Origin of the sequence: Novosphingobium sp. NPDC080210 (genome assembly GCF_050281025.1) — a bacterium.
In the GTDB taxonomy this organism is placed as follows: domain Bacteria; phylum Pseudomonadota; class Alphaproteobacteria; order Sphingomonadales; family Sphingomonadaceae; genus Novosphingobium.
In genome coordinates, this window is record NZ_JBNNWL010000002.1 from 48,273 (window position 1) to 74,752 (window position 26,480).

Sequence of the window (26,480 nt, forward strand, 5' to 3'; positions counted from 1 at the left end):
TCCCCCGGATATCCGCTTGTTCCGGTTTACTCCCACTCGATCGTGCCGGGCGGCTTGGACGTGTAGTCATAGACCACGCGGTTGATGCCCTTGACCTCGTTGATGATCCGCGTGGCGACGCGCGAGAGGAAGGCGGCGTCGAAGGGGTAGATGTCGGCGGTCATGCCGTCGGTGCTGGTCACCGCACGCAGGGCGCAGACGCTGTCATAGGTGCGTCCGTCACCCATCACGCCCACGGTCTTGACGGGAAGCAGCACGGCAAAGGCCTGCCAGATCGCGTCGTAGAGGCCGGCGTTGCGGATTTCCTCAAGGTAGATCGCGTCCGCCTTGCGCAGGATATCGCAGCGCTCGCGCGTGACCTCGCCGGGGATGCGGATCGCCAGGCCCGGCCCGGGGAACGGATGGCGGCCGACGAAAACTTCGGGCAGGCCCAGTTCGCGGCCCAGTTCGCGCACTTCGTCCTTGAACAGTTCGCGCAAGGGTTCGACCAGCTGCATGTTCATGCGTTCCGGCAGGCCGCCGACGTTGTGGTGGCTCTTGATCGTCACCGACGGCCCGCCGGTGAAGGAAACCGATTCGATGACGTCCGGATAAAGCGTGCCCTGGGCCAGGAAGTCCGCCCCGCCGACCTGCTTGGCCTCTTCCTCGAATACGTCGATGAAGGTTTTGCCGATGAACTTGCGCTTGGCCTCGGGATCGGTGACCCCGGCCAGCCCGTTCAGGAACAGGGCCGACACGTCCTTGTGGACCAGCGGGATGTTGTAGTGGCCCTTGAACAGCGAAACGACCTGCTCCGCCTCGCCCAGGCGCATCAGGCCGTGGTCGACGAACACGCAGGTCAGCTGGTCGCCGATGGCTTCGTGGATCAGCACGGCGGCAACCGCGCTGTCGACCCCGCCGGACAGGCCGCAGATCACCTTGCCCGTGCCGACCTGGGCGCGGATTTCTTCGATCTTGGTCTTGCGGAACTCGGCCATGGTCCAGTCCCCGGCCAGGCCGCAGACATGGCGGACGAAGTTCTTCAGCAGCTTGCCGCCATCGGGGGTGTGGACCACTTCGGGGTGGAACTGCATCGCATAGATGCGCTTTTCATCGTTCGCGATCACGGCATAGGGCGCGCCGGGGCTGGCCGCGACCGGGCGGAAGCCGGGGGCGAGCGCGGTCACCTTGTCGCCGTGGCTCATCCACACCTGGTGCTTTTCGCCTTCGGCCCAGAGGCCATCGAACAGGACGCAGCGATCCGAAATCTCGATAAAGGCGCGGCCGAATTCGCCGCTGTCCCCTTGCAGCACTTCGCCGCCCAGTTGATGCATCAGGGCCTGCTGGCCATAGCAGATGCCCAGCATCGGCAGGCCGCTGTCCAGGATCGCGGCGGGAATGCGCGGGCCGTTTTCATCCAGCACCGATGCGGGACCGCCCGACAGGATGATGCCCTTGGGCTTGATCCGGGCAAAGGCGGCTTCGGCCTGGGTGAAGGGCGCAATCTCGGAATAGACCCCGGCTTCGCGCACGCGGCGCGCGATCAACTGGGTTACCTGGCTGCCGAAATCGACAATGAGGATCGAGTCTGAGGGCTGAATGGTCATGGCTGGCCGATAAAGACGCGCGCGCAGGCTGGCAAGGGCGCAGCGACGAAGCAATCCAAGGCGGTTAAGGTCTGCCCCGGATTGCTTCGCAATGACGAAACGCCAGTGCGCGCCCTACCGCGCCTTGGCCGGAACCCGTTCGCGCAGTTCGGTCTTGAGCAGCTTGCCGATGTGGCTGCGCGGCATCTCGTCGATGGCGTAGAGTTCGGCGACGCGCTGGGTCTTGCCCAGGCGGCTGTTGGCCACGGAGCGGATGTCCTCCAGCGCGTCTTCGCCCACGTCCGGTTTCAGCACCACGAAGCCGACCGGGGTTTCGCCCCAGGATTCGCTGGGCACGCCAACCACGGCGGCTTCGGCGACGCGTTCGTCCTTGAGCAGTTCCGCCTCCAGGTCGATCGGGAAGATGTTGAACCCGCCGGAAATGATCACGTCCTTGGTCCGCCCGACCAGTTCGACGAAGCCATCGGCGTCTACGCGGCCAACGTCGCCCATGCGCTGCCAGGTCGAGCCGTCCTCCGGGTCGATCCAATAGCCTTCGCGGGTCTTTTCCGGCTGGTTCTTGTAACCCAGCATCATGGTGGAGGACTTGCCGATCAGCTCGCCCGCCACGCCCGGTGGTACTTCGTTGCCGTTCTCGTCGATCACTTTCAGGAAGTGGCCGGGCGCCGGCTTGCCCACGGTGTGCAGCTTGTCAGGGTGTTCATGGACCGGGAAGATGCAGGCGACGCCGCCCTCGGTCATGCCATAGATTTCGATCAGGCCGCCGGGCATCCGCTTCAGCACTTCGCCCTTGAGGTCTGCCGGGAAGGGCGCGCTGGTGCAGTACTTCATCTTCATGGCCGACAGGTCGAAGTCGTCGAACCGGTCGAACTGCATCAGGCGGCGGTACTGGACCGGGACCAGCATGGTGTGGGTGATCCGCTCATCCTGCGCGCGTTGCAGCCACTTTTCGGTGTCGAACTTGCCCATGATCGAAGCGCAGCCGCCCGAATACATCGTCGGCAGGAACACGGCCATGGTGGTGTTCGAATAGAGCGGGGTCGAGGTCAGGGTGCGGCTGTCCTTGCCGTAATTGAGCGAGGCGCGGAACGTCATCTGCCGCCAGCGCATCCCGTGGCTATGGACGATCCCCTTGGGAATGCCGGTCGTGCCGGAAGAATAGATGATGTTGAACGGGTCGTTCTCGGCCGGTTCGAACGGCGCGGCCTTGGTCCCTTCCGGGGCCATGAAGGTGTAGAGTTCTTCGTCCAGCACGATCTGGCTGGCAATCGGCAGCGTGAAATCGCCCAGTTCGTTTAGCTTCGCCCGGTCGATGAACAGGTGGATCGCGCCCGAATCGGCTGCCATGCCGGCCAGCTGTTCCGGGCTGGCGCTGGTGGTCAGCGGTGCAGCGCAGCCCCCTGCGCGGATCGCGGCCAGGAAGACCAGCGCATATTCGACCGTCGAGGTGCCCAGGATCGCCACGGCCTGGCCGCGCTCCAGCCCATCGGCCTGGAGCCGCGCGGCAATCCGCTCAACCAGGGCGGCAGTCTCGCGCCAGGACAGCTCGGTCGTACCGTCATAGAGGGCCGGTGCATCCCCGCGAAACTCGCCCCAGGCCTGGATCAGCCCCGGGAAAGAGCCGAATTCGGCATCAAGTTGCACTGCGGGATCGCTGGCCATCGGTCATACCTCTCGATTTATGGATTCGTTTCCCGTTGCTTTGCGCAACTGGTTCTTCCTGTCCAGTCCGGGCTGGTGCGGAACCGTCCATCGATAAGGAAATTGCCAGAGTTGCATATTCTGCAACGGGTGTGACCCTGTTTGCACTGGTAATCTCTACCAGTTTGCTTATGTTGCAAGTGCGAACTGAGTTCGCCAATGCAACAGGAGGAAATCCCATGCGCAGCATCGCATCCGTCGTGCTGCCGATCATCGCAGCCGCTTCTTTCAGCGGCCTGATGTTCACCGCCACGCTCGCCTGAGCTGGACCGGGTCGGCACACTCCCAAAGCAGCAAAGGGCCGCGAAGCGCTTGCTTCGCGGCCCTTTCTGTGTCCAGCAGCCGGCTTACTTGCTGCTGAGCACCTTCACCAGATCGTAGAGGTAATCGCGTCCGGCATAAAGCGAGCGGATCTCGATCCGTTCGTTCAGGCCGTGGGTGCCGTTGCCGTCGGGATCGGTCCAGGGACCGGGCACGCCATAGGTCGGGATGCCGGTTGCACCCAGATAGACCGCGTCGGTCGCGCCCGTGGACATCGACGGAATGACCGGGATGCCGGGGAAGTGCTTTGCTGCCAGCTTTTCCATCGGGCCGACGATCTTGGGGTCAAGCGGCGGAGCCTTGGCAATCGGCTTGTCCTTCACCCGCTCCTCGATCTTCACGCCGGGATTGCCGATGGCCTTGGCCAGGGCCGCGCGGGTCTCCTCAGCCGTGCGGCCGGGGAACATGCGGCAGTTGATATTGGCCGTCACGTTCTGCGGCAGGGCATTCAGGGCATGGCCACCGTCGATCAGCGTGGCGACGCAAGTGGTGCGCAGCATGGAGTGCAGCATCTTGTCCTTGTTCACCACGGCTTCGGCGGCGCCGTCCGCCGGATTGGCCGAAAGCGCGGCCATGGCCTTGCCGGTTTCATCCTTGCGCATGGCTCCGGCCTTGGCGAAGAAAGCCTTGGTCGTGTCGTTGAATTCCAGCGGGAATTCATAGTCGCGGATCTTGGCCACGGCGTCGGCCATCGCATAGATCGCGTTCTCGCGGACCGGCTGCGATGAATGGCCGCCGGGGTTCGTGGCGGTCAGGGTAAAGTCCTGGTAGGCCTTTTCGCCGACCTGGATCGACTGGACCAGCAGGTTGCCCTTGCCGTCGGAGCGGCCACCGCCCCCTTCGTTGAGGGCGAATTCGGCGTCGATCAGCTCGCGCTTGTTCTTGGCCAGCCATTCCGCGCCGTTGAAGGCGCCGCTGGTTTCCTCGCCGCAGGTCAGCGCCAGCTTGATCGTCCGCTTGGGCTTGTAGCCAGCCTTGGCAAAGCGGATCAGCGTATCGGTGTAGATCGCGGCTTGCGCCTTGTCGTCCACCGTGCCGCGCGCATAGAGGTAACCGTCCTCCTCGATCAGGGTGAACGGATCGCGGACCCAGTCCGAACGCTTTGCTTCCACCACGTCGAGGTGGGCCAGCAGCAACATCGGCTTGAGCGACTTAGACGTGCCCGGATAGACCACGACCAGGCCGCCTTCCTTCGGGAATTCCGGCACGGCGAACAGGGTCAGCTGGCTGTCCGGCACGCCTGCCGCCTTCAGCCGCGCGGCCATGCGCTCTGCCGCCAGGGTGCAGCTGCCGGCGGAAAGGGTGGTATTGGTTTCAACGAGTTCCTTGTAAAGCGCGCGGAATTCGGTCTGGTCGGCGCGGGGCGCGGCGGTTTGGGCGACAGCGGCGCTGGCGATAAGCGACACGCCCAGCGCCAGGCTGGCAAGCATTTTCATAGATGGGACTCCCTGACTTGTCGGCCCCAATGAAGCAGGAATTCCCTGTGGATGGAAGGGGGCGAAAAGGGTTCCGAAAACGCGCCCGTGTGCCTATATGCTGGCCATGTCCGAAACACCTGAAAACCAGCCCAACCAGAACGCCTATGGCGCGGAATCGATCAAGGTCCTCAAGGGACTGGACGCCGTGCGCAAACGCCCCGGCATGTACATCGGCGATACCGACGACGGTTCGGGCCTGCACCACATGGTGTTCGAAGTGTCCGACAACGCGATTGACGAGGCACTTGCGGGTCATTGCGACCTGGTGCTGATCGAACTCAACGCCGATGGCTCGGTCTCGGTGGAGGACAACGGGCGCGGGATTCCCACCGGAATTCACCCGGAAGAAGGCGTTTCCGCCGCCGAAGTAATCATGACCCAGCTGCACGCCGGGGGTAAGTTCGAAAACACCTCGGACGACAATGCCTACAAGGTTTCGGGCGGCCTGCACGGGGTCGGCGTCTCGGTGGTCAACGCCCTGTCGGAATGGCTGGAGCTGACCATCTGGCGCGATGGGCAGGAACACTGGATGAAGTTCGCCCACGGTGACGCGGTCGAATCGCTGCGCGTGGTCGGACCGGCACCGGAAGGCAAGAAGGGCACCCGCGTGACCTTCCTGGCCAGCACCGACACGTTCAAGAACGTCACCGAATTCGATTTCGACAAGCTTGAGCACCGCTACCGCGAGCTGGCCTTCCTCAATTCCGGCGTGCGGATCCTGCTGCGCGACAAGCGGGGCGAGGAGATCAAGGAACACGACCTCTACTACGAAGGCGGCATCGCGGCTTTCGTGAAGTGGCTGGACCGCAACAAGCAGGCCCTGCTGCCCGATCCGATCGCGATCAGTTCCGAACGCGACGGGATCGGCATCGACGTGGCGCTGGAATGGAACGATTCCTACTACGAAAACGTCCTGTGCTTCACCAACAACATCCCGCAGCGCGATGGCGGTACGCACCTGGCGGCCTTCCGCGCGGCGCTGACCCGCACGCTCAACAGCTATGCCGAAAAGTCCGGCCTGCTGAAAAAGGAAAAGGTCAACCTGACGGGCGAGGACATGCGCGAAGGGCTGACCGCCATCGTCTCGGTCAAGCTGCCTGATCCCAAGTTCTCGTCGCAGACCAAGGACAAGCTGGTCTCGTCCGAAGTGCGTCAGCCGCTGGAAAGCCTGATGGCGGACAAGATGACCGAATGGCTGGAAGAGAATCCCGCCAATGCCAAGGCCGTGGTCGGCAAGATCATCGACGCTGCCGCTGCCCGCGAAGCCGCGCGCCGCGCTCGCGAACTGACCCGCCGCAAGGGCGCGATGGACATTGCCAGCCTGCCGGGCAAGCTGGCCGATTGCCAGGAGCGCGATCCCAGCAAGTGCGAACTGTTCCTGGTCGAGGGCGATTCCGCAGGCGGCTCGGCCAAGCAGGGCCGCGATCGCACCACCCAGGCGATCCTGCCCCTGCGCGGCAAGATCCTGAACGTGGAACGCGCCCGGTTTGACCGGATCATCTCGTCCAAGGAAGTCGGCACGCTGATCCAGGCAATGGGCACCGGCCTGCGCGACGAGTTCAACCTGGACAAGCTGCGCTATCACAAGATCGTGATCATGACCGACGCCGACGTCGACGGCGCGCATATCCGCACCCTGCTGCTCACCTTCTTCCACCGCCAGATGCCGGAAATCGTCAAGGCCGGGCACCTCTTCATTGCCCAGCCGCCGCTTTACAAGGTGAGCAAGGGCCGCAGCGAAGTCTACCTCAAGGACAATGCCGCGCTGGACCGTTACCTGGTCGAAGCCGGTCTGGCGGGCCGCGTGCTGGAAACCGCCAGCGGCGCGCGCAGCGGGCAGGATCTCGAAGCACTGGTCGAACACGCGATGCGGATGCGCTCGCTGATGGGCTTCGTTCCCCGCCGCTATGACCCCGCCGTGGTCGAGGCGATGGCCCTGGCCGGGGCGCTGGAAAGCGGGCTCAGCCACGACGATCTTCTCGCCGCACTGCAAGTTGCCGCCCAGCGCTTGGGTCTGAGCGATCCCGAAGCACGCTGGAGCGTGATGATCGAGGAAGACGCCACGATCCGGTTTGACCGCGTGTGGCGCGGCGTGACCGACGTGCGCCGGATCGAAGCCGGGTTCCTGACCAGCGCCGAAGCGCGCAAGTTGGCCCGCCTCGCCGCTGAACAGGCCGATGCCTATGCCGGCAGCGCGCGCCTGGTCCGCGCCTCCGCCGCCGTCGAAGAGCCGGTGGAAACCGAAGGTTCTGCAGACGATGCAGAGGTCGAAGCCGCGCCCGTCCGCCTTTCCGCCGACGGTGCGATTGGCGGCCCGACCGCGCTGCTTGAGGCCGTTCTGGCCGCAGGCCGCAAGGGCCTGTCGATCCAGCGCTACAAGGGACTGGGCGAAATGAACGCGGAGCAGCTGTGGGAAACCACGCTGGACCCGGAAGTCCGCTCGCTGCTTCAGGTCAAGGTGGAAGACGCCGACGTGACGGACGAAATCTTCACCCGCCTGATGGGCGACGTGGTCGAACCGCGCCGCGACTTCATCCAGGAAAATGCGCTGAACGTGGCTAACCTGGACGTTTGATCCCGATTGGCAGAAGTGGAGTGCCCCTCAGGCCGTTCGTGGTGAGGAGGGCCTGAGATCGCAGATCGAAGGCCCGTCTCGAACCACTGCATTTGCATGCTCTCCTTCGAGACAGCCCCTCAGCTTGCAGCTTCGGCGCTTCCTCAGGACGAACGGGGGAGTGGAGCGGTTAGGCCTGAACCGTTTCCGGAAAGAATCGGGCCACCACCTCGCGCGCCAGTCGTGCGGGGCGCAGGGTTTCGGCGTCGATGCAGCACCAGCTGGACTTGACCTCGGCCAGGACTTCCTCGCCGCGCAGGATCACCGTTTCATAAAAGGCCCGCGCGCCCTGGACCTTTTCCAGCAGGACCTTGGCAATCACCTCGTCGCCCAGGAAGGTCGGGCGGCGATAGGTAATCTCGTGCTTCAGGGCGACCCACAGGTGCGCGGCGACGGCTTCCGCCGGAGCCAGGCTGCGCCAATGGTCGATCACCGCTTCCTGCACCCATTTCAGGTACGAGGCGTTGTTGACGTGGCCCATGAAATCAATGTCGGCAGGATCGACAGGAATCGGGAAGTGGTGCGGGACAGGCTTGTTCACACTTGTGTTAGTAATGATTCGCAGTCACTTACGCCAGTGCCGCGAGCCAGTCCGCCTTATTTCTAAGCTGCTCTGAGGCCGCTGACCGCCTTGGCGCCCCGGTCTGTCGCGGAAAGTCCATCGAACACGGCATCGATGATGCGCGCCAGCTTGTCCGTGGTGAGGCGGTGCATGACCTGTTCCATCGCGCTGATGTTCGCATAGACGCTGACCATCTGGTTGATCAGGCTGAGCGCTTCGTCGACCGACAGGCCTGCGAAATATCCATCTGCCATGGCCTCGCCAATGATCTCGGCCAGGTAATGATCGCCCAGGTCCACGTAGGACCGGATCAGATCGAAATTCTCACGCCCGATCTCGATATAGGTAGAGAAGGCAACCGGATCGGCCTCCCACTCGGCCTTCATCAGGGCGAAGCGGCGGGCGAAGAATTCGAACATCTTGCGGCGTGGCGGCAAGTCGCTGCTTACCACCTCTTCCATGATGTCCACCTTGGGCTGGAACCAGCGCTCCGCCACGGCCTCGATCAAGGCCTCCTTGCTGTCGAAATAGCGATAGAGACTGGCCGGAGACATGTTCGCGCGGGCAGCGATTTCGGCAATGGTCATGGCGCTGCTGCCACGCTCTTCGATCAGGGCAATCGCCAGGTCCACCAGACGCTCGCGTCCAGCATCGAGATCGGTCTGCGGCCGGGCCATATGACACTCCCAATCGTTATTGCCGCCCATATAAATGCAATGCCGATTTTTTCAAGAAACCGTATTGTCATAATAATACGCCCCACTTGCAGCGCCCTGCCCATCGGCTAGGTGTCGGCCATGATTCACGAGCCGCTTCGCCCTGCACGATTCGCCCGACTTGCCACTCTCGCGCTGCTGCCGCTGCTCGCCGCCTGTGCACAGACGGGCGGGGTCCAGTCTGCTGCCCATGCGGAAGGGCTGGTGACGGTCGGCATTCTGGCAATCAATGACTTCCACGGCGCGCTGGAACCGCCGCGCCTTTCGCTGACGGTGGCGGACGGAAAGGGCGGCACGGTACAGGTTCCGGCTGGCGGCGGCGCCTTCCTCGCCTCTGCAATCGACGCCACCCGCGCCCGATATGCCCACAGCCTGACCGTATCGGCGGGCGACCTGATCAGTGCCTCGCAGCTCGCCTCGTCGATCTATCTCGACGAGCCGGCGATTGGCGTGGCGAACCGGATAGGGCTGGATTTCAACGCGGTCGGCAATCACGAATTCGATCGCGGCCGGGAAGAGCTGCTGCGGATGCAGAATGGCGGCTGCGCCCAGCATACGCCGCGCCAGCCCTGCGCAGTTGAGCCGTTCAAGGGCGCGCAGTTCCGCTTCCTTTCGGCCAGCACGGTCACCGAAAGCGGCAAGACCCTGTTCCCCCCCTACATGATCCGCACCTTTGGATCGGGCGCGCGCAAGGTGGAAGTCGGTGTAATCGGCCTGACACTGAAGGAGACCCCCAGCCTCGTCTCGCCCGGCGGGATCAAGGGCCTGCGCTTTGAGGACGAAGCGGACTCGATCAACGCGCTGGTGTCGGAACTGAAACGGGAAGGCGTCGATGCCATCGTCGTCCTGATCCACCAGGGCGGACAGCAGGGCGAGGGCGGCCTGCCGGACACTTGCGCCGGCTTTACCGGAGAGATCCGCCCGATCCTGGACCGGCTCGACCCGTTGGTCGACGTGGTCGTTTCAGGCCACACCCATCGCTCTTACATTTGCGAATACGGCCAGCTCAATCCGGGCAAGCCGTTCCTGCTGACCAGCGCGGAAAAGAGCGGGATGATGTTGACCGACATCACGTTGGAAATCGATCCCAAGGCAGGCCGCGTCGTCGCCAAGCGCGCGCGCCAGGTTGCGGTGCAGTCACTGCCCTATACCGGCGGGCGCGGCGCGGTGAGCAATTCGGCCGTGATCCCGGTCTTTGCCCCGCGCGCCGATGTTGCCGCCTATGTGAAGACCTATACCGATGCGGCCAAGGCGTTCTCTTCGCGCAGCGCTGGCCTGCTGGCCGCACCGGCTTCGGCCCGCAACTTGGCCATGCTGATTGCCGATGCGCAATTGGCAGCGACCCGCAGCGCCGGGGCGCAGATCGCCTTCATGAACCCGTTCGGCGTGCGTGCGCCGCTAACGCCGGGTACAGGCGGGGCGCTGACCTTTGGCGACATCTATGCCGTCCAGCCGTTCAACAACACGCTGGTCACGCAGAGCATGACGGGCGCGGAACTGAAGGCCGTGCTGGAGCAGGGCTTTGACGCGAACGGTCCGGAACAGGCGCTGATCCCCTCGGCTGGGTTCAGCTATGTGGTCGACAAGTCGCGGCCCGTGGGGCAGCGGATCGTGTCGATGATGCTGAACGGCCAGCCGGTCGATCCGAACGGCATGGTCCGCGTCACGACCAATTCGTTCCTCGCCCAAGGCGGCGATGCCTTCACAATCTTTACCGCGCAGCGTACCGCGCAGATCGGGGTAAGCGACCTTGAAGCGCTGGAGGCCTGGCTGAAAGGCACCACGCCGCGCGCCGTACCAAGCGAGGAACGGGTCCGAGAAGCGCCCTAGGCGGCGCGCTTGGGCGGCCAGGGAATGAAGGGGGAGGTGCGCGCGATATAGTCGGCGTACTTGTCTCCGCGCTTCTTCTTCATCCCTGCTTCCAGCAGCGCCGCGCCCGACCACTTGGTCAGGGTAAAGGTCAGGAACAGCGGCCCCGGCAGGGTATAGAGCGCATAGTTCCAGCCGACCCCCGCACAGCACAGCCAGATGCCCCACCAGGCGGCGCAATCGCCGAAGTAGTTGGGATGGCGGGTATAGCGCCAGAGGCCGGTATCAAGGATCTTGCCCTCATTCGCCGGATCGGCCTTAAACCGGGCAAGCTGCCAGTCCCCCGTCCATTCAAAAAACACGCCCAGCAGGTAAAGGGCCAGTCCGGCCAGAGCCACAGGCGGTAGCGGACCCGATCCCGCGTTGCTGGCGAGGATGCCCACTTGCGCCGGGCTGGAAACCAGGAACAGCAGGACCGCCTGGCCCAGCCAGATCTTGGTCAGCGCGGCAAAGGCAAAGCGCCCTGCCTCCCGGTCCTTTTTGAGGATGCGGGCATAGCGCTGGTCCTCGCCCTCGCGCCGCCAGCGCCGCAGCAGATAGATGCCCAGGCGAAAGCCCAAGGCGGCGGTCATCGCCATGATCAGCGTCGTCAGCGGTCCCGCGCCCGGCCCCAGCTGAAGCCAGCTGACCACGGCGAGCATCGCCATGCCCGCGCCCCAGAAGGAATCGATGAACGACACGTCGTTGATCCGTACCGAAATGGCCCACAGCGCCAGGACGGCGGCAAGCAGGATGGCGGCATTCAGCAGCAAGGCATCAAGCAGCATGTTTACGGTCCTTCAGCAATGCGGCGGCCTGGGCCTCCAGCGCCTTGAAGCGGCTCTCGTCCGGCAGGACCGAGCGCAAGTAGGCCGCGATCTTGGCCAGGTCGGCGGCGTAGTCCCCACTGGGCCACAGCGCCGGGCCAAAGCCCAGCCGCATGGTCGCGTTGCACACCCAGGTCGGGACAATCGGCACGCCCGCCGCCTGGGCAATGTGGTAGAAGCCGGACTTCCAGGTTCCATCCGTGGTGCGCGAACCTTCGGCGGCGACAACCAGGGCCAGTTCGTCGCGCCGCGCGAATTCGGCGGCGACCTGCTCGACATAGTTGGCACGGCTGCGCCGGTCGACCGGGATGCCCCCCATGTCTTCCATGAAGCGCTTCATCGGCCAGCGGAACAGCGTGTGCTTGCCCATGAAGCTGGGCTTGATCCCCATTTCATGGGTCGCGCCGGTAAAGAACACGAAGTCCCAGTTGGACGTGTGCGGCGCGCCAGCGATCACGAACTTGCGCGCATCGGGCAAAGCACCTTCCAGCTTCCAGCCCTTGGCCCGGTAAATCAGCAGGATGATCCAGCGCACCAGACGCGACATCAGGGAAGGCGACCGACCTGTTCCCAGCATTCCCCGTTCTCCCCTTGTCGGCGTGCCTTTTGGCATCAGCCGAACCCCTTCATAGCCTGAATTTTCAATAGCTGAAAAGCTGGCCAATCGGGAATGGGCGCCGGGACTTGTTCAGGGCGCGCGTTTGCGGATCAGGTAGCGATAGACGCCGAGCAGATTGATCCCGAGCATGATGACGTTCTGCACGCCGATCCCTTCGGCATCGCGCTGGCCAAATCCCCAGAGGATCAAGGCGATGGAGGCCGTGACGAACAGGACGAAGGCCCATCCGGTCACGCGTCGGCCCAGATCAAGCGCGACCAGCGCCGCCGCGATCACGCTGGCTGCTGCGCCGTACCATTGCAGGATCTGGAGTAGCGTGTCGCTCACTGTCGGAGGGTGACCGATCGCGCCGGGCGGTGCAACCGGCGAAAGGCTCAACCCGTCGCGCCTAGAAACCAACCCCGCGCGGCCAGCCGGGCGCGGCCAGACCCATCACCTTGAACAGGCTGCCCATCTCGTCCTCGGCAACCAGTCGATTCCGGGCACTTTCGATGGCCTCGGCCTGGTCAGGCGCAGCCTCGGCCAGGGCCCTGGCGCGGGCATCTATGCCCAGCGCCTGCAACCACGCGCCCTGTTCAACGGTCCCCAGCCAGCGGCAGCCCCGCGATTCGGCGACGGGCGCGAGGGTGGCGAAATCGACCAGGGCGGTCAGGTCCGCCTCGCCGGGGTTGATGAAGGGATCGACCTTCTGGTGAGCGCGAACCGCCTGCAAGGTGGACCCGTTCTGCACGCTGTCGTGGCCGTAATCGATGAACAGCGCCGCGCCGCCCTGCTGGACCAGTCGGCCCGCCACTTCATAGACCACAGCCGCCGCGCCGGGGCAGGTTTCGATGATCGTGCCGGGTTCAGCGGCGCGCCGCGCCTCGGGCACGGCGGCATCCATCGGCTGGCTGCCGGCGATGCAGATGAACCGCTCCCCTTCGGGTACGACCATGCGTTCGCGCCAGCCCTCTGCCGTCTTGACCAATTGCCGCACCGGCAGCGCATCAAGGAATTCGTTGGCGACCAGCAGGATCGGGCAGCGACCGGGCACGGTGGACAGGTCATGGTGCCAGCGCGCCTGCGGCAGGTTGGCCAGTTGCAGATGCTTCAGTTCGGGCGAAGTTTCGACCAGGTGGACTTCCGGCTCCAGCCCAAAGCGTTTTGCCACGCGCAGCGCGTCACTGGCCAGCGTGCCGCGACCGGGGCCGAGTTCGACATAGTGAACCGGCTGCGGCCGCCCCGCGTTGATCCACATATCGGCCAGCCACAGGCCGATCAGTTCGCCGAACATCTGGCTGATTTCCGGCGCGGTGATGAAGTCGCCCCCGCTGCCCAGGGGATCGCGCGAGGCGTAGTAGCGCGCGTTCGCCTCGCCCATGTAGTGCATCAGGCTGATTGGCCCCGTATTGGCAATCAGCCGCCGGAATACCGCCGCCAGGGATTCCGGCGCTGTCTGGTCGCTCATTGCGGAGCGCGGGCCGTGCTGTTCAGTTCAGGGCGGATCAGGGCGCGGACCACGAAGAACAGGCCGATCACGATCAGCGGAATGGTCAGCCACTGGCCCATCGACAGCCCGGTCTGGCGCGCGAACTCCTGAAGCTGCTCGTCCGGCTCGCGGAAGAATTCGACCACGAAGCGGCCCAGGCCGATCCCCATGGTGAACAGGCCCGCCAGCAGGCCGGGACGCCACCGGGCCCGGGTTTTCCAGAACAGCGGGATCAGGATGATCGCCAGCAGTAACCCTTCCAGCAGCGCTTCGTAAAGCTGGCTGGGGTGGCGCGGCAGTTCGCCCGCGCCGGGGAAGATGATGGCCCAGGGCACGTCCGGCCCGGCCACGCGGCCCCACAGCTCGCCATTCACGAAATTGGCCATGCGGCCGAACAGCATCCCGAAGGGCACGGCCACGGCGATGTAATCGGTCACTCGCAGGAACGACAGTTTGTTCCGCCAGCATACCCACGCAATGGCTATCGTCACGCCGATCAGGCCGCCATGGAAGCTCATCCCGCCGTTCCACAGCTTGATCAGCTCTCCGGGATGCGCCCACAGGCTTGGAATGCCGGTGTCTCCGCCGGTGTAGAACGTGGCATAGCCCAGACGTCCGCCCAGGATCACGCCCAGGGTGCAGTAGAAGAACAGGTCATCGACATGGCGCTGCGCCAGCGGCGCGCCGGGTGCCTTCACCGCCTTGGACGTGTGCCAATAGGCCAGCAGGATCCCGGCCAGATAGGCCAGGCTGTACCAGCGCAGGGCAAAGCTGCCGATGGTGAAGAGATTGGGGCTAAGTCCCAGATCGTTGAAGTGGATCGGCGCGTTTCCTGCGGCTGCGGCCAGCGTTGCAAGCGATAGTGACAGCAAGTGCTCAACCCCTTAGACATTCTCTGGCCCGGCGGGCGCTTCGGCGCTGCTTGTGGCACAGAGCCAGCCGGGAAACAAACCCCGGCAGACCCATGGAGAGTTTTCGGGACAGGCGCGAGAAGGGGCGCGGCTGTCCTGGGGCATAAAGACAAGAAGGATGCCGCATGCGCACCGAACTCGACAATGCGCTTGATGATGTTGTTGCCCGCCTGACCGCCCCCGGCGCCATGCTGGAGACGGTTCCCTTCGAACGCTATGGCCGCCAGTTGCCGATGCTGAAGAACGCGCCGTCCAGCCTGCCGGTGCTGTTCGAAATGTTCTGCGCCCAGCACGGCGACAAGGAATTTCTGGTCGACGGCGAAATCCGCATGACCTTTGCCCAGACCTATGCCGCGGCGCGCGCCGTGGCGGGCGCGCTGGTCGCCGGACATGGCGTGCAAAAGGGCGACCGGATCGGGATTGCCGCGCGCAATTCGACCAACTGGATCGTCGCCTACATGGCAACCTTGATGGCGGGCGGCTGCGTCTGCCTGCTCAACGGCTGGTGGAGCGGCGAGGAAATGGCCGCCGGGATCGAACTGACCGGCTGCACCATTGTCCTGGCGGACCAGCAGCGTGCCGACCGGATTGCCCAGCTTGACGTCGATACGAAGGTGATCCTGTTCCAGCATGACTGCGCCTGGGAACAGGGCCTGGCTAATGTCCTGGGCAATGGCGGCGGAGCGGGCACGCCGCTGCCCGCGCTGACTGGCGACGACCTGGCGACGATCCTTTACACTTCCGGCTCGACCGGCCTGTCCAAGGGGGCCTGGTCCGATCATCGCGCGGTGACCCAGGCGGTGTTCTCCTATGTCGCGCAGACGCTGACGATCCTGACCATGCTGACCGAAAAGGGTGAGGCGCCCTCGATCCAGCCCTGCACCCTGGTCAACGTGCCGCTGTTCCACGTGACCGGCGAAGTGCCAGTGTTCCTGCAATCCTTCGTCATCGGGCGGAAGCTGGTGCTGATGCCGCGCTGGGACGCGGAAGAGGCGATGCGGCTGATCGAGCGGGAGAAGGTGACCTATTTCGTCGGCGTTCCGCTGATGAGCTTTGAAATCGCCACGCATCCGAACCGCGACAAGTACGACCTGTCCAGCTGCACCTCGTTCGCGGCGGGCGGTGCGCCGCGCCCGGTGGACCATGTCCGCCGGATCAAGGATGCCCTGCCCCACGCCTTCCCGCTGCTCGGCTATGGCCTGACCGAAACCAACGGCGCGGGCTGCGGCAACCTGAACGAGAACTACCTCAACAAGCCCGGCTCCACCGGTACGGCGACCAAGCCGCTGATCGAGATCGGCATCCTGGATGACGCCGGAAAAGTCCTGCCCGCCAACACGACCGGCGAAGTGGCCTTCCGCTCCATCGTCAATTTCGGCGGCTATTGGGAAAACCCCGAAGCGACCGCTGCGGCCATCACGGCCGACGGCTGGTTCCGCACCGGCGACCTCGGCTATCTGGACGAGGACCAGTACCTGTTTATCGTTGACCGCAAGAAAGAGATCATCATTCGCGGCGGCGAGAACATTGCCTGCATCGAAGTGGAAGAGGCGATCTATGCCCATCCCGACGTGGCCGAAGCCAGCGTGTTCGGCCTGCCGGATGAGCGCTTTGGCGAGCAGCCCGCAGCGGTCTTCGTGGTCAAGGAAGGCCGCAGCCTGAGCGAGGAACAGCTCAAGGAATTCCTGCTTCAGCACATCGCCCCGTTCAAGGTGCCGGTGCGGCTGTGGCAGGAAACGGAAAACCTGCCGCGCCTGGGCACTGAAAAGGTTGACAAGCGGACCCTGAAAGCCCGTTACCTACCAGTGTGGGAAGCAGAGCAGAAACTGGCCGGGTAACCGGTTCGCGCATCGTCCATCAGCGCGCGGTGATCGATCGCCGCGCGCTGGCTGGCGCCATCACCGAACTGGTCGAAGCCGAAGGGGCGGCCAAGGCGCGGCCCAAGGTGGTCGAGCTGCTGCGCGGCGCTCTTGCCGCAGGCCGCGCCGAGATTGCGCGGCGCCTGGCCGAAAAGCCCTCTGCCGGACATATGAGCGCGGAGGCCCAGGCCTTCCTGGTCGACCAGCTGGTGCGGCTTATCCACGACCATGTCGTGGGCGATGTCTATCCGGCAGCCAACCGCTCGTCCGGCGAGCGGCTGACGATCATGGCAGTGGGCGGCTATGGCCGGGGCGAAATGGCGCCCCATTCCGACGTCGACATCGCCTTCGTCACTCCGATCAAGCAGACGCCGTGGTGCGAGCAGGTGATCGAGGCGATGCTTTATTTCCTCTGGGACCTGGGGCTGAAAGTCGGCCACTCCAGCCGCTCGCTCGATGAAACCGTGCGCATGGCCAAGGGCGACCTGACGATCCGCACCGCCATGCTGGAAGGGCGCTATGTCTGGGGCGACCAGGCCCTGTTCGATGAGGCCCAGCGCCGGTTCTGGGCCGAAGTGGTGGCCGGGACGGAGCGGCAGTACGTCACCGAAAAGCTGGCAGAACGGAACGAGCGGCACAAGCGGCTGGGCGACAGCCGCTATGTCGTTGAGCCCAATGTGAAGGAGGGCAAGGGCGGGCTGCGCGACCTGCACACGCTCTACTGGATCGGCAAGTATATCCACCACGTTCGCGATGCGTCGGAACTGGTCGGCGTCGGCCTGCTCAGCCCGGCGGAATACCGCGCGTTCCGCAAGGCCGAGGATTTCTTCTGGGCCGTGCGGTGCCATCTCCACACGATCACCCGCCGCGCCGAGGACCGCCTGACCTTTGACTTGCAGCGCGAAGTCGCGGCGCGGATGCAGTTCGCCGACCGCCCGGGCAAGAGCGCGGTCGAGCGGTTCATGCAGTACTTCTTCCTCCAGGCGAAACGCGTGGGCCACTTGACCGGCCTGTTCCTGGCCCAGCTGGACGATCAGTTCGCCAAGAAGCAGCCCAAGGGCCTGCTCGCCGGGTTCCGGGCGCGGCGGCGTATGGTCAAAGGCTATCCGGTCTTCGGCGGGCGGATCAACGTGCCGAGCGAAACCTGGTTTGCCGAAGACCCCGCGCGCCTGATCGAGATTTTCGTGCTGGCCGATGCCCATGGGCTGGAGCTGCACCCCGATGCCATGCGCCTCGCGGTCCAGGATGCGCGGCTGGTCGATAGCGTACGCACCGATCCGCGCGCCAATGCCCTGTTCCTGGAACTGCTCACCAGCCGCAACGATCCCGAAAACGCGCTGCGCTGGTTCAACGAAGCGGGCGTGTTCGGCCGCTTCATTCCCGACTTTGGCCGGGTCAATGCGCAGATGCAGTTCGACATGTACCACCACTACACGGTGGACGAGCACACCATTCGCGCGATCGGCCTGATGGCCCGGATCGAAAAGGGCGAGATGAAGGCGGACCATCCGCTGGCGACAACGATCGTCCACAAGGTGGTCAACCGCCGCGCGCTCTATGTCTCGGTCCTGCTGCACGACATTGCCAAGGGGCGGCGCGGCGACCATTCGGTGCTGGGAGCCGAAGTGGCGCAAAAGCTGTGTCCGCGTCTGGGCATGAGCGCGGAGGAAACGCGGCTGACGGCATGGCTGGTTCGCGCCCACCTGCTGATGAGCGCGGTCGCGTTCAAGCGCGACCTTTCCGACTGGAAGACGATTACCGACTTTGTGACGCAGGTTCAGTCGGTCGAGCGGCTGCGGTTGCTGACCATGCTGACCATCGTCGATATCCGCGCGGTCGGTCCCGGCGTGTGGAACGGCTGGAAGCGCCAGCTGATCCACGAACTCTACGAAGCCGCTGAAGAGCGCCTTCGGCTGGGCCACGTCCAGCGCGGGCGCAGCGAGCGCATCGCCGCCAAGCAGAAGGCCGTGGCCGAACGCCTGGGCAACCAGGCGGGCCTGGTCGAAACCTATGCCAAGCAGTTCAACGATGCCTACTGGATTGCCGAGCCGGACGATGTGATCGCCAGCAACCTCAGCCAGCTGGACGCGGCGCAGGGCAAGGCGCTGGACGTGCGGACCGAATATTACGCGGCGCGCGGGGCGACCCTCGTCACCGTCATCGCTGCCGACCATCCAGGCCTGTTCTACCGCATCGCCGGGGGCATCCACCTGGCGGGCGGGAACATCATCGACGCGCGCATCCATACGGCGCGCAACGGCATGGCGGTCGACAATTTCCTCGTCCAGGACCCGCTGGGTCGTCCCTTCTCCGAAGAAGACCAGCTTGCCCGAATCGAAACGATGATCGGGGACGCCCTTGGCGGACGTATCAAGCTGGTGCCGCAGCTCGCCGCGCGGCCCCTCGCCCGGCCGCGCGCCGATGCCTTCGAAGTGCGTCCGCAGGTCGAATTCGACAATGCCGCGTCAAACCGCTTCACCGTGGTCGAAGTCAACGCGCGGGACCGTCCGGCCCTGCTCAACCGCCTCGCCCGCGCCCTGTTCGAAGCCAAGCTGATGGTCCATTCCGCCCACATCGCCACCTATGGCGAGCGCGCGGTCGATACCTTCTACGTCACGGACGTGCTGGGCGAAAAGGTGGAGTCCGGTTCGCGGCTCAAGGGCGTCGAGAAGAAACTGCTCGAAGCGGCAGAGGATCAGACGGTGGACGTGGCGGCGGCCTGATCAGGCTTTGGCCTGTCCGGCAAACTGGTCATAGGCTTCGACCGCCTGGGCCGCGTACATCAGGCTGGGCCCGGCGCCCATGTAGATGGCGAGGCCCATCGTCTCCATGATTTCCTCGCGCGTGGCGCCGTGTTGCATGGCGGCCTTGGCATGAAAGGCAATGCACCCGTCGCAGCGGATCGCAACGGCGATGCCGATTGCCAGCAGTTCCTTGGTCTTGGTGTCCAGCGCGCCGCCTGCCGTGGCCGCAGTGGCCATGGCGGAAAAGTGCTTCATCACCTCCGGGCTGCCCAGGCGGACTTCCTTGATCGCGGAAGAAAGTTCCGCCGCCATGGCTGGCCAATCCTTGTGCATGGTTTCGCGCTCCTTACCGCGTTGCCGCTTCGATCTTGTTTGCAATGATCCAGGTGACCGGGATCGAAACGATGAAGCCGCAGACAGCGGCAAGGGCCAAGGGCTTCCAGCCTGGCAGGCCCATGGTTAGAACAGCCGTAACGGCCATGCCCATCAGGGTGGTCATCACGACGGCGTGAATGATGAAGAACAGTTTGGACACAGGAACCCCCTGACAGTCAAATATCAGGATGGACTAATGTAGCTGTGTCCGGTGTCCTTGATTCCCATCAAAAGCAGAGGCGCTTGCGGGCTTCAAATGTTCATCTGATCCGGCGGTTCGCGCAGGCGCTGCTTGCGCAAGTGGCGGTGCCAGCCGTGGGCCAGGCCGATCAGCGCAACCAGCGCGGTCAGCATCAGGACCACGCCGGTCGCCAGATATGCGGCCATGACCCGCCAGGCGAAGACCCCCAGGAAGAGGACTCCGACCGCCGAGGCCAGATAGACGGGGCCGCTGACTGCTGTTTTCCTGATCACGTCCGGAAAACAGGCGGCCCCGCGATCTGTTCCGCGACCGGGCTTAGCTGATCAACGCTTCGGCGATCTGCACTGCGTTGAGCGCCGCGCCCTTGCGCAGATTGTCCCCCACCACGAACAGAGCCAAGCCATGGGCCACGGTGGGATCGTTGCGGACGCGGCCGACGAAGACCGGGTCCTGGCCCGTCGCGTCGAGCGGATTGGGAACTTCGGTGACGACCACGCCAGGCGCGGAGCCGAGCAGTTCCAGCGCACGCTCCACGCTGATCGGGCGTTCGAACTCGGCATTGATCGACAGGGCATGGCCGGTGAAGACTGGTACGCGCACGCAGGTGCCGGACACGGGCAGGCCGGGGATTTCCAGGATCTTGCGGCTTTCGTCGCGCAGCTTGATCTCTTCCTCGGTATAGCCGTCCTCGGCATAGACATAGTTCAGCGGCACCACGTTGTGCGCCATCGGCACGGCCCACTTTTCAGCCTGGGGCAGCAGGTCCTGATGGCCGCCGGTTGCCAGTTCACGCGCCTTGTCGCCAACATGAGCGATCTGGCGCGCCAGCACGTCGATCCCTTCCAGGCCGCCGCCGGACACGGCCTGATAAGTCGATACGACCAGCCGCTTCAGTCCGGCTTCGTCATGAAGCGGGCGCAGGACCGGCATGGCGGCCATGGTGGTGCAGTTGGGATTGGCAACGATGCCCTTGGGCAAATTGGCCAGTGCGTGCGGGTTCACTTCCGAAACGACCAGCGGCACGTCCGGGTCCGAGCGCCAGGCCGACGAATTGTCGATCACCACGGCTCCGGCTGCCGCCGCCTTCGGGGCAATCGCCTTGGAGGTCGATCCGCCTGCCGAGAACAGCACGATGTCCAGACCGGAATAGTCGGCAGTCGCCGCGTCTTCGACGGTTACGCCGTCCACCACCTTGCCGGCAGAGCGGGCGGAAGCGAACAGGCGCAGGTTGCCGACCGGGAAATTGCGCTCGGCCAGGATCTCGCGGATCATGGAGCCAACCAGGCCGGTGGCGCCGACGATGCCGACGTTGAGTTGCTGTCCGGGGGCGAAACGATGAACCATGATGATGCTACTCCTTCAAATTGGGAGAGCAGCGGGGTTCAGTTGTTCCTGTAAAGGGTGCCCCGCCTGCTCGTGCGGGGCGGGTTGTCCGGGTGCCTTAACCGCGCACCGCCACAACCGTTCCCGCCGAGGCGGTCGGTTTGGTGGTAATGGTAATGGTCGTCAGGCTGGACATGGTCCGCGCCCCTAGCGGCGGCTGCGCGCAATGGCAATGCTTTTCTTGCTGCGCCTGCGAAAGATTACTGCGCGGCGTCCTTCAGGCGGGCAACAGCGACACACCATTTCGGAGGGCGGCATGCCGCGCAGCAACGAAACTGGCTCCCGGCGTCGCGCAAGCAAGAAAGGCCACGATCAGCGAATCGAGCAGCAAGACCGGCCAGTCGAGCCAAGTCGGGGTCAATCCAATGGCCAGATACCCTAGCGCATAGTGCATGGCCATCAAGGGCAGCACGCAAACGAGAAGATAGGCGACCGTTCGCCAGAACGAACCGGACATGAGCTTGATCGAGTGCAGCGGACCGATTTCACGATTACCGAGAGGCCAGGCAACGGCCCAGGCGATTAAGTACAGTCCGAAAATCGACCAGACGCTGTTCAGCGCCGGGCCGATGATCGCAGCAAACTTGCCATTCAAACCAAGCAGCGTGCCAAGCGGCGGCCCGAACATGGCGAGTGCCGTTTGCAGGGCCATGAGAGCCATGAGGACCAGCCACAGACCAAACGCGGGGGCCTCTATGCGTGCGGCCTTTGCCCGGTCCTGAAAGGCCATAAGACGAACGAACCAATAGGTCGGAAGGGAAAGCGACAGAACCTTGGCAAAGCCGAAGATCATCCGCATCGGATCGTCCGCCGCCGCCTTTGCCGCTGCGCGGCTTTCATACATGCCCGCATTCATCTCAACGATGTGTTGAGCAAATTCGACAAACGCCGGGATCACAAACAACAGCGGCAGCAGGAAAAATGCTTTCCAGGCGTTAGCGTATACTTCCTTGATATCCTGCCACATGGCTCGATCCGACATTATTCCTTGATATTAAAAGGAATAATACCGAATTGAATAACTTCAACCAGTGATTGTGATTGCTTGAAATTATCCTGCGGCAGCAGCAAGTCGCGCCTTGGCTGCGTCCTTGCCAATCAACCGCAGCAGCGCGGACATGTCCGGGCCGTGGTCGCGGCCGGTCAGGGCCTGGCGCAGGGGGAGGAACAGCGCCTTGCCCTTGCGTCCGGTGGATTCCTTCAAGGCGGCGGTCAGGGCGGCCCAGTCCGCGCCTGTGGTTTCCAGCGCGGCGGCGGCCTCTGCCAGGAACTCCCGTTCGGCCTGTTCCTGCGGCGGGGCGGTGATCGGTCCGGTGACGACCTGCCACCAGTCCGCCGCTTCGCCGATGTGTTCCAGGTTCGGGCGGATCGCTTCCCAGGCCTGCTCGCCCATGCCCTGCGGCAGGAGGTGTGCGACGCGGGCGTAAGGTAGGCGGTGGACGATCGCGGCGTTGACGCGGTGCAGCTCCGCCTCGTCAAACCGGGCCGGAGCGCGGCCAAAGCGGGAGAGGTCAAAGGTGGCGGCGATCTGGTCCACGTCCAGTGCGGGATCGACCGGATCGGAGGTGCCAAGGCGCGCCAGCAGGGTGATCAGCGCTTCGGGCTCAATCCCCTCATCCCGCAGCGTCGATAGGCCAAGCGAACCAAGCCGCTTGGACAGCTTGCCCTCGGTCCCGACCAGCAGCGCCTCGTGCGCGAAGCGCGGCGGCTGGGCGCCCAGCGCGGTGAACATCTGGATCTGCGTTGCCGTATTGGAAACGTGGTCCTCGCCGCGCAGCACGTCGGTCACGCCCATGTCGATGTCGTCGATCACGCTGGGCAGCATGTAGAGCCAGGAGCCATCGGCGCGGCGGATCACCGGGTCGGACATCTGTGCCGGATCGAAGTGCTGGGCCCCGCGAATGCCGTCGTGCCAGTCGATGGCTTCATCGCGGTTCAGCAGAAAGCGCCAGTGCGGCTTTTCGCCGGATTCGGCCTTGGCCGCATGGTCCGCCTCGGTCAGGTTCAGGGCGGCGCGGTCATAGATCGGCGGCAGGCCGCGTCCCAGCAGCACCTTGCGCTTCAGGTCCAGTTCCTGCGCGGTTTCATAGCAGCGATAGACCCGGCCCGCTGCGACCAGCCGCTGGAATTCGCGCTCATAGAGGTCAAAACGCAGCGACTGGCGCTCCTCGCCATCCGGCACGATGCCCAGCCAGGCCAGGTCCGCGCGAATCGCCTCGACATAGTCCTCGCGGCTGCGTTCAGCGTCGGTATCGTCGATCCGCAGCATGAAGCGGCCCCCCGCATGGCGGGCCAGCAGCCAATTGTGCAGGGCGGTGCGGACATTGCCGACATGAAGCTGCCCGGTCGGGCTGGGTGCAAAGCGCGTGATAACCGTCATGCCCGGCCCCTTAGCACCGCAAGCGGCTTCGCACAGCCGCTTAAGCGCTGCGGAACGCGTTGGTGATCGGATAGCGGCGGTCGCGCCCGAAATTGCGCGTGCCCAGCTTGACTCCCGGAGGAGCCTGGCGGCGCTTGTATTCGGAGAGGTAGAGCAGGCGCTCGATCCGGATCACGGTGTCCCGCTCAAACCCTTCGCTGACCAGTTGGTCGACGCTTTTTTCGTGTTCGACCAGGCCGTGAAGGATGCCGTCCAGCACCGGGTAGGGCGGCAGCGAATCCTCGTCCTTCTGGTCCGGGCGCAGTTCGGCGGAGGGCGGGCGGGTGATGATCCCTTCGGGCATGACCGGCCCGTCCGGGCCCAGGCCGATGCGCGGCTTGAGCCGGTTGCGCCATTCGCTGATCGCAAAGACGGTCATCTTGTAGGCGTCCTTCAGCGGGTTGTAGCCGCCCGCCATGTCGCCATAGATCGTCGCATAGCCGACGCTCATTTCGCTCTTGTTGCCGGTGGTCAGCAGCATCGGGCCAAACTTGTTGGACAGGGCCATCAAGGTCACGCCGCGAATGCGCGACTGGATGTTCTCCTCGGTCAGGTCGACCGCGCGGCCCGCGAAGCTGCCGGCCAGCATGGTGTCGAACGCCTCGACCGCCGGAGAGATCGGGATCGTGTCATAGCGACAGCCGATCATCTGCGCGCATTCGGTGGCCAGATCCAGGCTGAGCTGGCTGGTATAGCGGCTGGGCAGCATCACGCACCACACCCGGTCCGGGCCCAGGGCATCGGCGGCAATCGCGGCGCAGATCGCGCTATCGATCCCGCCCGACAGGCCCAGGACCACACCCGGAAAGCGGTTGCGGTCCACATAGTCGCGCAGGGCCAGGACCATCGCGCAGTAAATGTCTTCCGGATGGTCGGCCAGCGGCGCAATCTCGCCCGCGTCGCAGCGCCAGCCGGTGGCGGTGCGGGTCCAGCGGGTGGTCACTTCCTGCTCTTCCCAGTCCTTCATCTGGACTGCCAGGGTGCCGTCGCCATTGATCACGAAGCTGGCCCCGTCGAACACCAGTTCGTCCTGCCCGCCGACGCGGTTGACATAGGCCAGCGGCAGATTGTTATCGACTGCGCGGCGCTTGGCCACGCCGTCGATCCGCAAGGTATCCTTGTCGATCTCGTACGGGCTGCCATTGACGCAGAGCAGCAGTTCGGCGCCGAATTCGGCCAGATGACGGCACACGTCCGGGTGCCAGATATCCTCGCAGATCGGCAAGCCGATCATCACCCCGCGAAACACCACGGGTTCCGGAAGCGGGCCCGACTGGAACAGCCGCATCTCATCGAAGGTGCCATAGTTCGGCAATTCGTGCTTGAGCCGGATCGCCGCGATCTTGCCCTGGTCCAGCAGGGCGACGCCGTTGTGCAGGTTGCCATCAACGACGAAGACCGAGCCGACCAGCATGGCCGGACCGCCGTCGGCCGTGGCCTGGGCCAGCGTTTCAAGCTGTCCCGCCGCTCGCTCGATCAACGCCGGTTTCAGCACCAGGTCTTCGGGCGGATAGCCGATCAGCTGCATTTCCGGGAAAACGATCAGGTCCGCGCCGGCGGCCCGCGACCGTTCGCGCGCCGCCAGCATGGCGGCGGCATTGCCAGCAATATCGCCGACGGACTGGTTCAGCTGGGCAAGCGTGATGGATAGCGTATCGACCATTTGTCTTTCCTAAGCGCTGCAGCCGCGTTAGCCAATGCGCAACAGGAGAGGAAAAATGTTCGAACAGGCTTTTGCAAATGCCAATCTGCCCGGCGTCGTCGGGATGATCGTGGATCGCGACGGAGTGCGTTTTTCCAGCGCGCTGGGCGTGACCGATACCGAAAGCAACCGCCCGGTTGCGGAAGACACCCCGTTCCAGATCGCTTCGATGACCAAGGCGCTCGCTACTCTTGCCGCGATGCAGCTGGTAGAGGCGGGACGGCTGGACCTGGATGCACCGATTGGCGATCTGGTGCCGGACCTGGCCAATGCCCAGGTGCTGACCGGGTTTGACGCGGACGGAAAGCCGCAGCTGCGCCCCGCCGCGCGGCCGGTGACCCTGCGGCACCTGCTGACTCACACGGCAGGCCTGGGCTATTTCTTCATCCACCCCGAAGTGCTGCAATATTTTTCCGCCGTAGGAATGCCCGCGCCCGGTTCGCTCGATTCGATCCGGATGCCGCTGATGTTCGATCCCGGCGAGCGCTGGGAATATTCAGTCGGGATCGACTGGGCCGGCTTGGCGGTTGAGGCGGCGACCGGCGAAAAGCTGGGCGATTACATGGCCGAGCATGTCTTTGCCCCCCTGGGGATGACCGGCACCGGATTTTACGATGCCCTGCCGGAAGGCGCAGCGCAGGTTCACGTGCGGGATGAAAGCGGCGCTCTGAAGGTGCAGCCGATGTTCCTGGGCGGCGGCGAGTATCACAACGCCGGGGGCGGCCTGATCGGCACGGCACCGGACTATGCCCGCTTCGTCCGCGCCATGCTGCGCGGCGGCGAGCTGGATGGCAAGCGCGTGCTGCGCGAGGAGACCGTGGCCGAAATGGCGCGCAACCAGATCGGACCGCTGCGCGCCGGCGCCATGGGCACCTCGATGCCGCACCTCGCCCAGCCCTATGACACCTTCCCCGATCAGCACACCGGCTGGGGCCTGGGCTTCCTGATCAATCCGGAGCAAGGGCCGCATGGGCGCGCACCGGGGAGCCTGGCCTGGGCGGGGATTTTCAATTCCTATTACTGGATCGATCCGCAAAGCGGTGTGGGCGGCGTCATGATGAGCCAGCTTTCCCCGTTTGGCGATCCGGGCGCCTTGGCGACCTTCGGCGCGCTGGAACAAATGGCCTACGCCGCGCGTTGAACCA

General features: G+C 64.5%; 23 protein-coding genes. 6 read left to right on the top strand and 17 right to left on the bottom strand.

Translation table 11 applies throughout. The annotated features are described in order from the left end of the window. Positions 1–26: 26 nt before the first annotated feature. Together guaA and ACQKOE_RS06165 are read right to left on the bottom strand one after the other, a co-directional pair. Positions 27–1,586: a glutamine-hydrolyzing GMP synthase gene (gene guaA / locus ACQKOE_RS06160; protein WP_374588990.1), complete on the bottom strand. Its 1,560-nt coding sequence runs from the start codon at positions 1,584–1,586 to the stop codon at positions 27–29. 114 nt (positions 1,587–1,700) lie between these two features. After that, complete coding sequence (locus ACQKOE_RS06165) at positions 1,701–3,248, bottom strand: class I adenylate-forming enzyme family protein (protein ID WP_427512002.1); 1,548 nt, start codon at positions 3,246–3,248, stop codon at positions 1,701–1,703. 131 nt (positions 3,249–3,379) lie between these two features. Here ACQKOE_RS06165 and ACQKOE_RS06170 point away from each other — a divergent pair, with 131 nt between their 5' ends. Then, positions 3,380–3,550 (top strand): hypothetical protein, encoded by a 171-nt coding sequence (locus ACQKOE_RS06170; protein WP_427512003.1) that lies wholly within the window; start codon positions 3,380–3,382, stop codon positions 3,548–3,550. Between the two features lie 84 nt (positions 3,551–3,634). Here ACQKOE_RS06170 and ACQKOE_RS06175 read toward each other — a convergent pair whose 3' ends face one another. After that, positions 3,635–5,044: a M20/M25/M40 family metallo-hydrolase gene (locus ACQKOE_RS06175; protein WP_427512004.1), complete on the bottom strand. Its 1,410-nt coding sequence runs from the start codon at positions 5,042–5,044 to the stop codon at positions 3,635–3,637. A 106-nt stretch (positions 5,045–5,150) separates the two neighbouring features. On the opposite strand from ACQKOE_RS06175, the gene gyrB reads away from it, so the two are divergent. Then, the gene (gene gyrB, locus ACQKOE_RS06180) at positions 5,151–7,661 is read left to right on the top strand and encodes a DNA topoisomerase (ATP-hydrolyzing) subunit B (RefSeq protein WP_427512005.1); all 2,511 of its coding nucleotides are present in this window, start codon (positions 5,151–5,153) and stop codon (positions 7,659–7,661) included. 169 nt (positions 7,662–7,830) lie between these two features. Here the strand turns inward: gyrB and ACQKOE_RS06185 are convergent, their stop codons facing one another. Then, positions 7,831–8,241 (bottom strand): acyl-CoA thioesterase, encoded by a 411-nt coding sequence (locus ACQKOE_RS06185; RefSeq protein ID WP_427512006.1) that lies wholly within the window; start codon positions 8,239–8,241, stop codon positions 7,831–7,833. Between the two features lie 62 nt (positions 8,242–8,303). Continuing rightward, entirely contained in the window at positions 8,304–8,939 is a 636-nt protein-coding gene (locus ACQKOE_RS06190; protein WP_427512007.1) for a TetR/AcrR family transcriptional regulator, read from the bottom strand. 120 nt (positions 8,940–9,059) lie between these two features. On the opposite strand from ACQKOE_RS06190, the gene ACQKOE_RS06195 reads away from it, so the two are divergent. After that, on the top strand, positions 9,060–10,808 hold the full coding sequence (locus tag ACQKOE_RS06195; protein ID WP_427512008.1) for a bifunctional metallophosphatase/5'-nucleotidase: 1,749 nt from the start codon (positions 9,060–9,062) through the stop codon (positions 10,806–10,808). On the opposite strand, the gene ACQKOE_RS06200 is transcribed toward ACQKOE_RS06195, so the two are convergent. From ACQKOE_RS06200 to lgt, 5 genes are all read right to left on the bottom strand, one after another. After that, a complete protein-coding gene (locus ACQKOE_RS06200) occupies positions 10,805–11,614 on the bottom strand; it encodes a DUF1295 domain-containing protein (protein ID WP_427512009.1) in 810 nt (269 codons plus the stop codon). The genes ACQKOE_RS06195 and ACQKOE_RS06200 overlap by 4 nt on opposite strands. After that, positions 11,604–12,200: a lysophospholipid acyltransferase family protein gene (locus tag ACQKOE_RS06205; protein WP_427512010.1), complete on the bottom strand. Its 597-nt coding sequence runs from the start codon at positions 12,198–12,200 to the stop codon at positions 11,604–11,606. The genes ACQKOE_RS06200 and ACQKOE_RS06205 overlap by 11 nt, the downstream gene beginning before the upstream one ends. A gap of 141 nt (positions 12,201–12,341) precedes the next feature. Beyond that, a complete protein-coding gene (locus tag ACQKOE_RS06210) occupies positions 12,342–12,599 on the bottom strand; it encodes a hypothetical protein (protein WP_427512011.1) in 258 nt (85 codons plus the stop codon). Positions 12,600–12,660: 61 nt separating this feature from the next. Further along, on the bottom strand, positions 12,661–13,719 hold the full coding sequence (locus ACQKOE_RS06215) for a class I SAM-dependent methyltransferase (RefSeq protein WP_427512012.1): 1,059 nt from the start codon (positions 13,717–13,719) through the stop codon (positions 12,661–12,663). After that, positions 13,716–14,612 (bottom strand): prolipoprotein diacylglyceryl transferase, encoded by an 897-nt coding sequence (lgt, locus tag ACQKOE_RS06220; RefSeq protein ID WP_427512013.1) that lies wholly within the window; start codon positions 14,610–14,612, stop codon positions 13,716–13,718. Before lgt ends, ACQKOE_RS06215 begins: the two co-directional genes overlap by 4 nt. A gap of 164 nt (positions 14,613–14,776) precedes the next feature. Here lgt and ACQKOE_RS06225 point away from each other — a divergent pair, with 164 nt between their 5' ends. After that, positions 14,777–16,489 carry a class I adenylate-forming enzyme family protein gene (locus ACQKOE_RS06225; protein ID WP_427512014.1) on the top strand — a complete coding sequence of 571 codons (1,713 nt, stop codon included), beginning with the start codon at positions 14,777–14,779 and terminating at the stop codon, positions 16,487–16,489. Next, the gene (locus tag ACQKOE_RS06230) at positions 16,459–19,233 is read left to right on the top strand and encodes a [protein-PII] uridylyltransferase (protein ID WP_427512015.1); all 2,775 of its coding nucleotides are present in this window, start codon (positions 16,459–16,461) and stop codon (positions 19,231–19,233) included. The genes ACQKOE_RS06225 and ACQKOE_RS06230 overlap by 31 nt, the downstream gene beginning before the upstream one ends. On the opposite strand, the gene ACQKOE_RS06235 is transcribed toward ACQKOE_RS06230, so the two are convergent. The 7 genes from ACQKOE_RS06235 to ACQKOE_RS06265 all read right to left on the bottom strand — a co-directional run bounded on the left by ACQKOE_RS06235 (position 19,234) and on the right by ACQKOE_RS06265 (position 25,296). Further along, positions 19,234–19,587, bottom strand: coding sequence for a carboxymuconolactone decarboxylase family protein (locus tag ACQKOE_RS06235; protein WP_374588962.1), 354 nt, complete (start codon positions 19,585–19,587; stop codon positions 19,234–19,236). Between the two features lie 13 nt (positions 19,588–19,600). After that, entirely contained in the window at positions 19,601–19,789 is a 189-nt protein-coding gene (locus ACQKOE_RS06240; RefSeq protein ID WP_374588960.1) for a hypothetical protein, read from the bottom strand. 92 nt (positions 19,790–19,881) lie between these two features. After that, positions 19,882–20,103 carry a hypothetical protein gene (locus ACQKOE_RS06245; protein WP_374588958.1) on the bottom strand — a complete coding sequence of 74 codons (222 nt, stop codon included), beginning with the start codon at positions 20,101–20,103 and terminating at the stop codon, positions 19,882–19,884. Between the two features lie 43 nt (positions 20,104–20,146). After that, positions 20,147–21,175: an aspartate-semialdehyde dehydrogenase gene (locus ACQKOE_RS06250; protein WP_427512016.1), complete on the bottom strand. Its 1,029-nt coding sequence runs from the start codon at positions 21,173–21,175 to the stop codon at positions 20,147–20,149. Between the two features lie 256 nt (positions 21,176–21,431). Continuing rightward, positions 21,432–22,181, bottom strand: a complete 750-nt coding sequence (locus ACQKOE_RS06255) for a hypothetical protein (protein ID WP_427512017.1) — start codon at positions 22,179–22,181, stop codon at positions 21,432–21,434. A gap of 84 nt (positions 22,182–22,265) precedes the next feature. Beyond that, the gene (gene gltX / locus ACQKOE_RS06260) at positions 22,266–23,594 is read right to left on the bottom strand and encodes a glutamate--tRNA ligase (protein WP_427512018.1); all 1,329 of its coding nucleotides are present in this window, start codon (positions 23,592–23,594) and stop codon (positions 22,266–22,268) included. Between the two features lie 40 nt (positions 23,595–23,634). Next, a complete protein-coding gene (locus tag ACQKOE_RS06265) occupies positions 23,635–25,296 on the bottom strand; it encodes an NAD+ synthase (RefSeq protein WP_427512019.1) in 1,662 nt (553 codons plus the stop codon). A gap of 55 nt (positions 25,297–25,351) precedes the next feature. Here ACQKOE_RS06265 and ACQKOE_RS06270 point away from each other — a divergent pair, with 55 nt between their 5' ends. Further along, a complete protein-coding gene (locus tag ACQKOE_RS06270; protein ID WP_427512020.1) occupies positions 25,352–26,476 on the top strand; it encodes a serine hydrolase domain-containing protein in 1,125 nt (374 codons plus the stop codon). Positions 26,477–26,480: the final 4 nt, after the last annotated feature.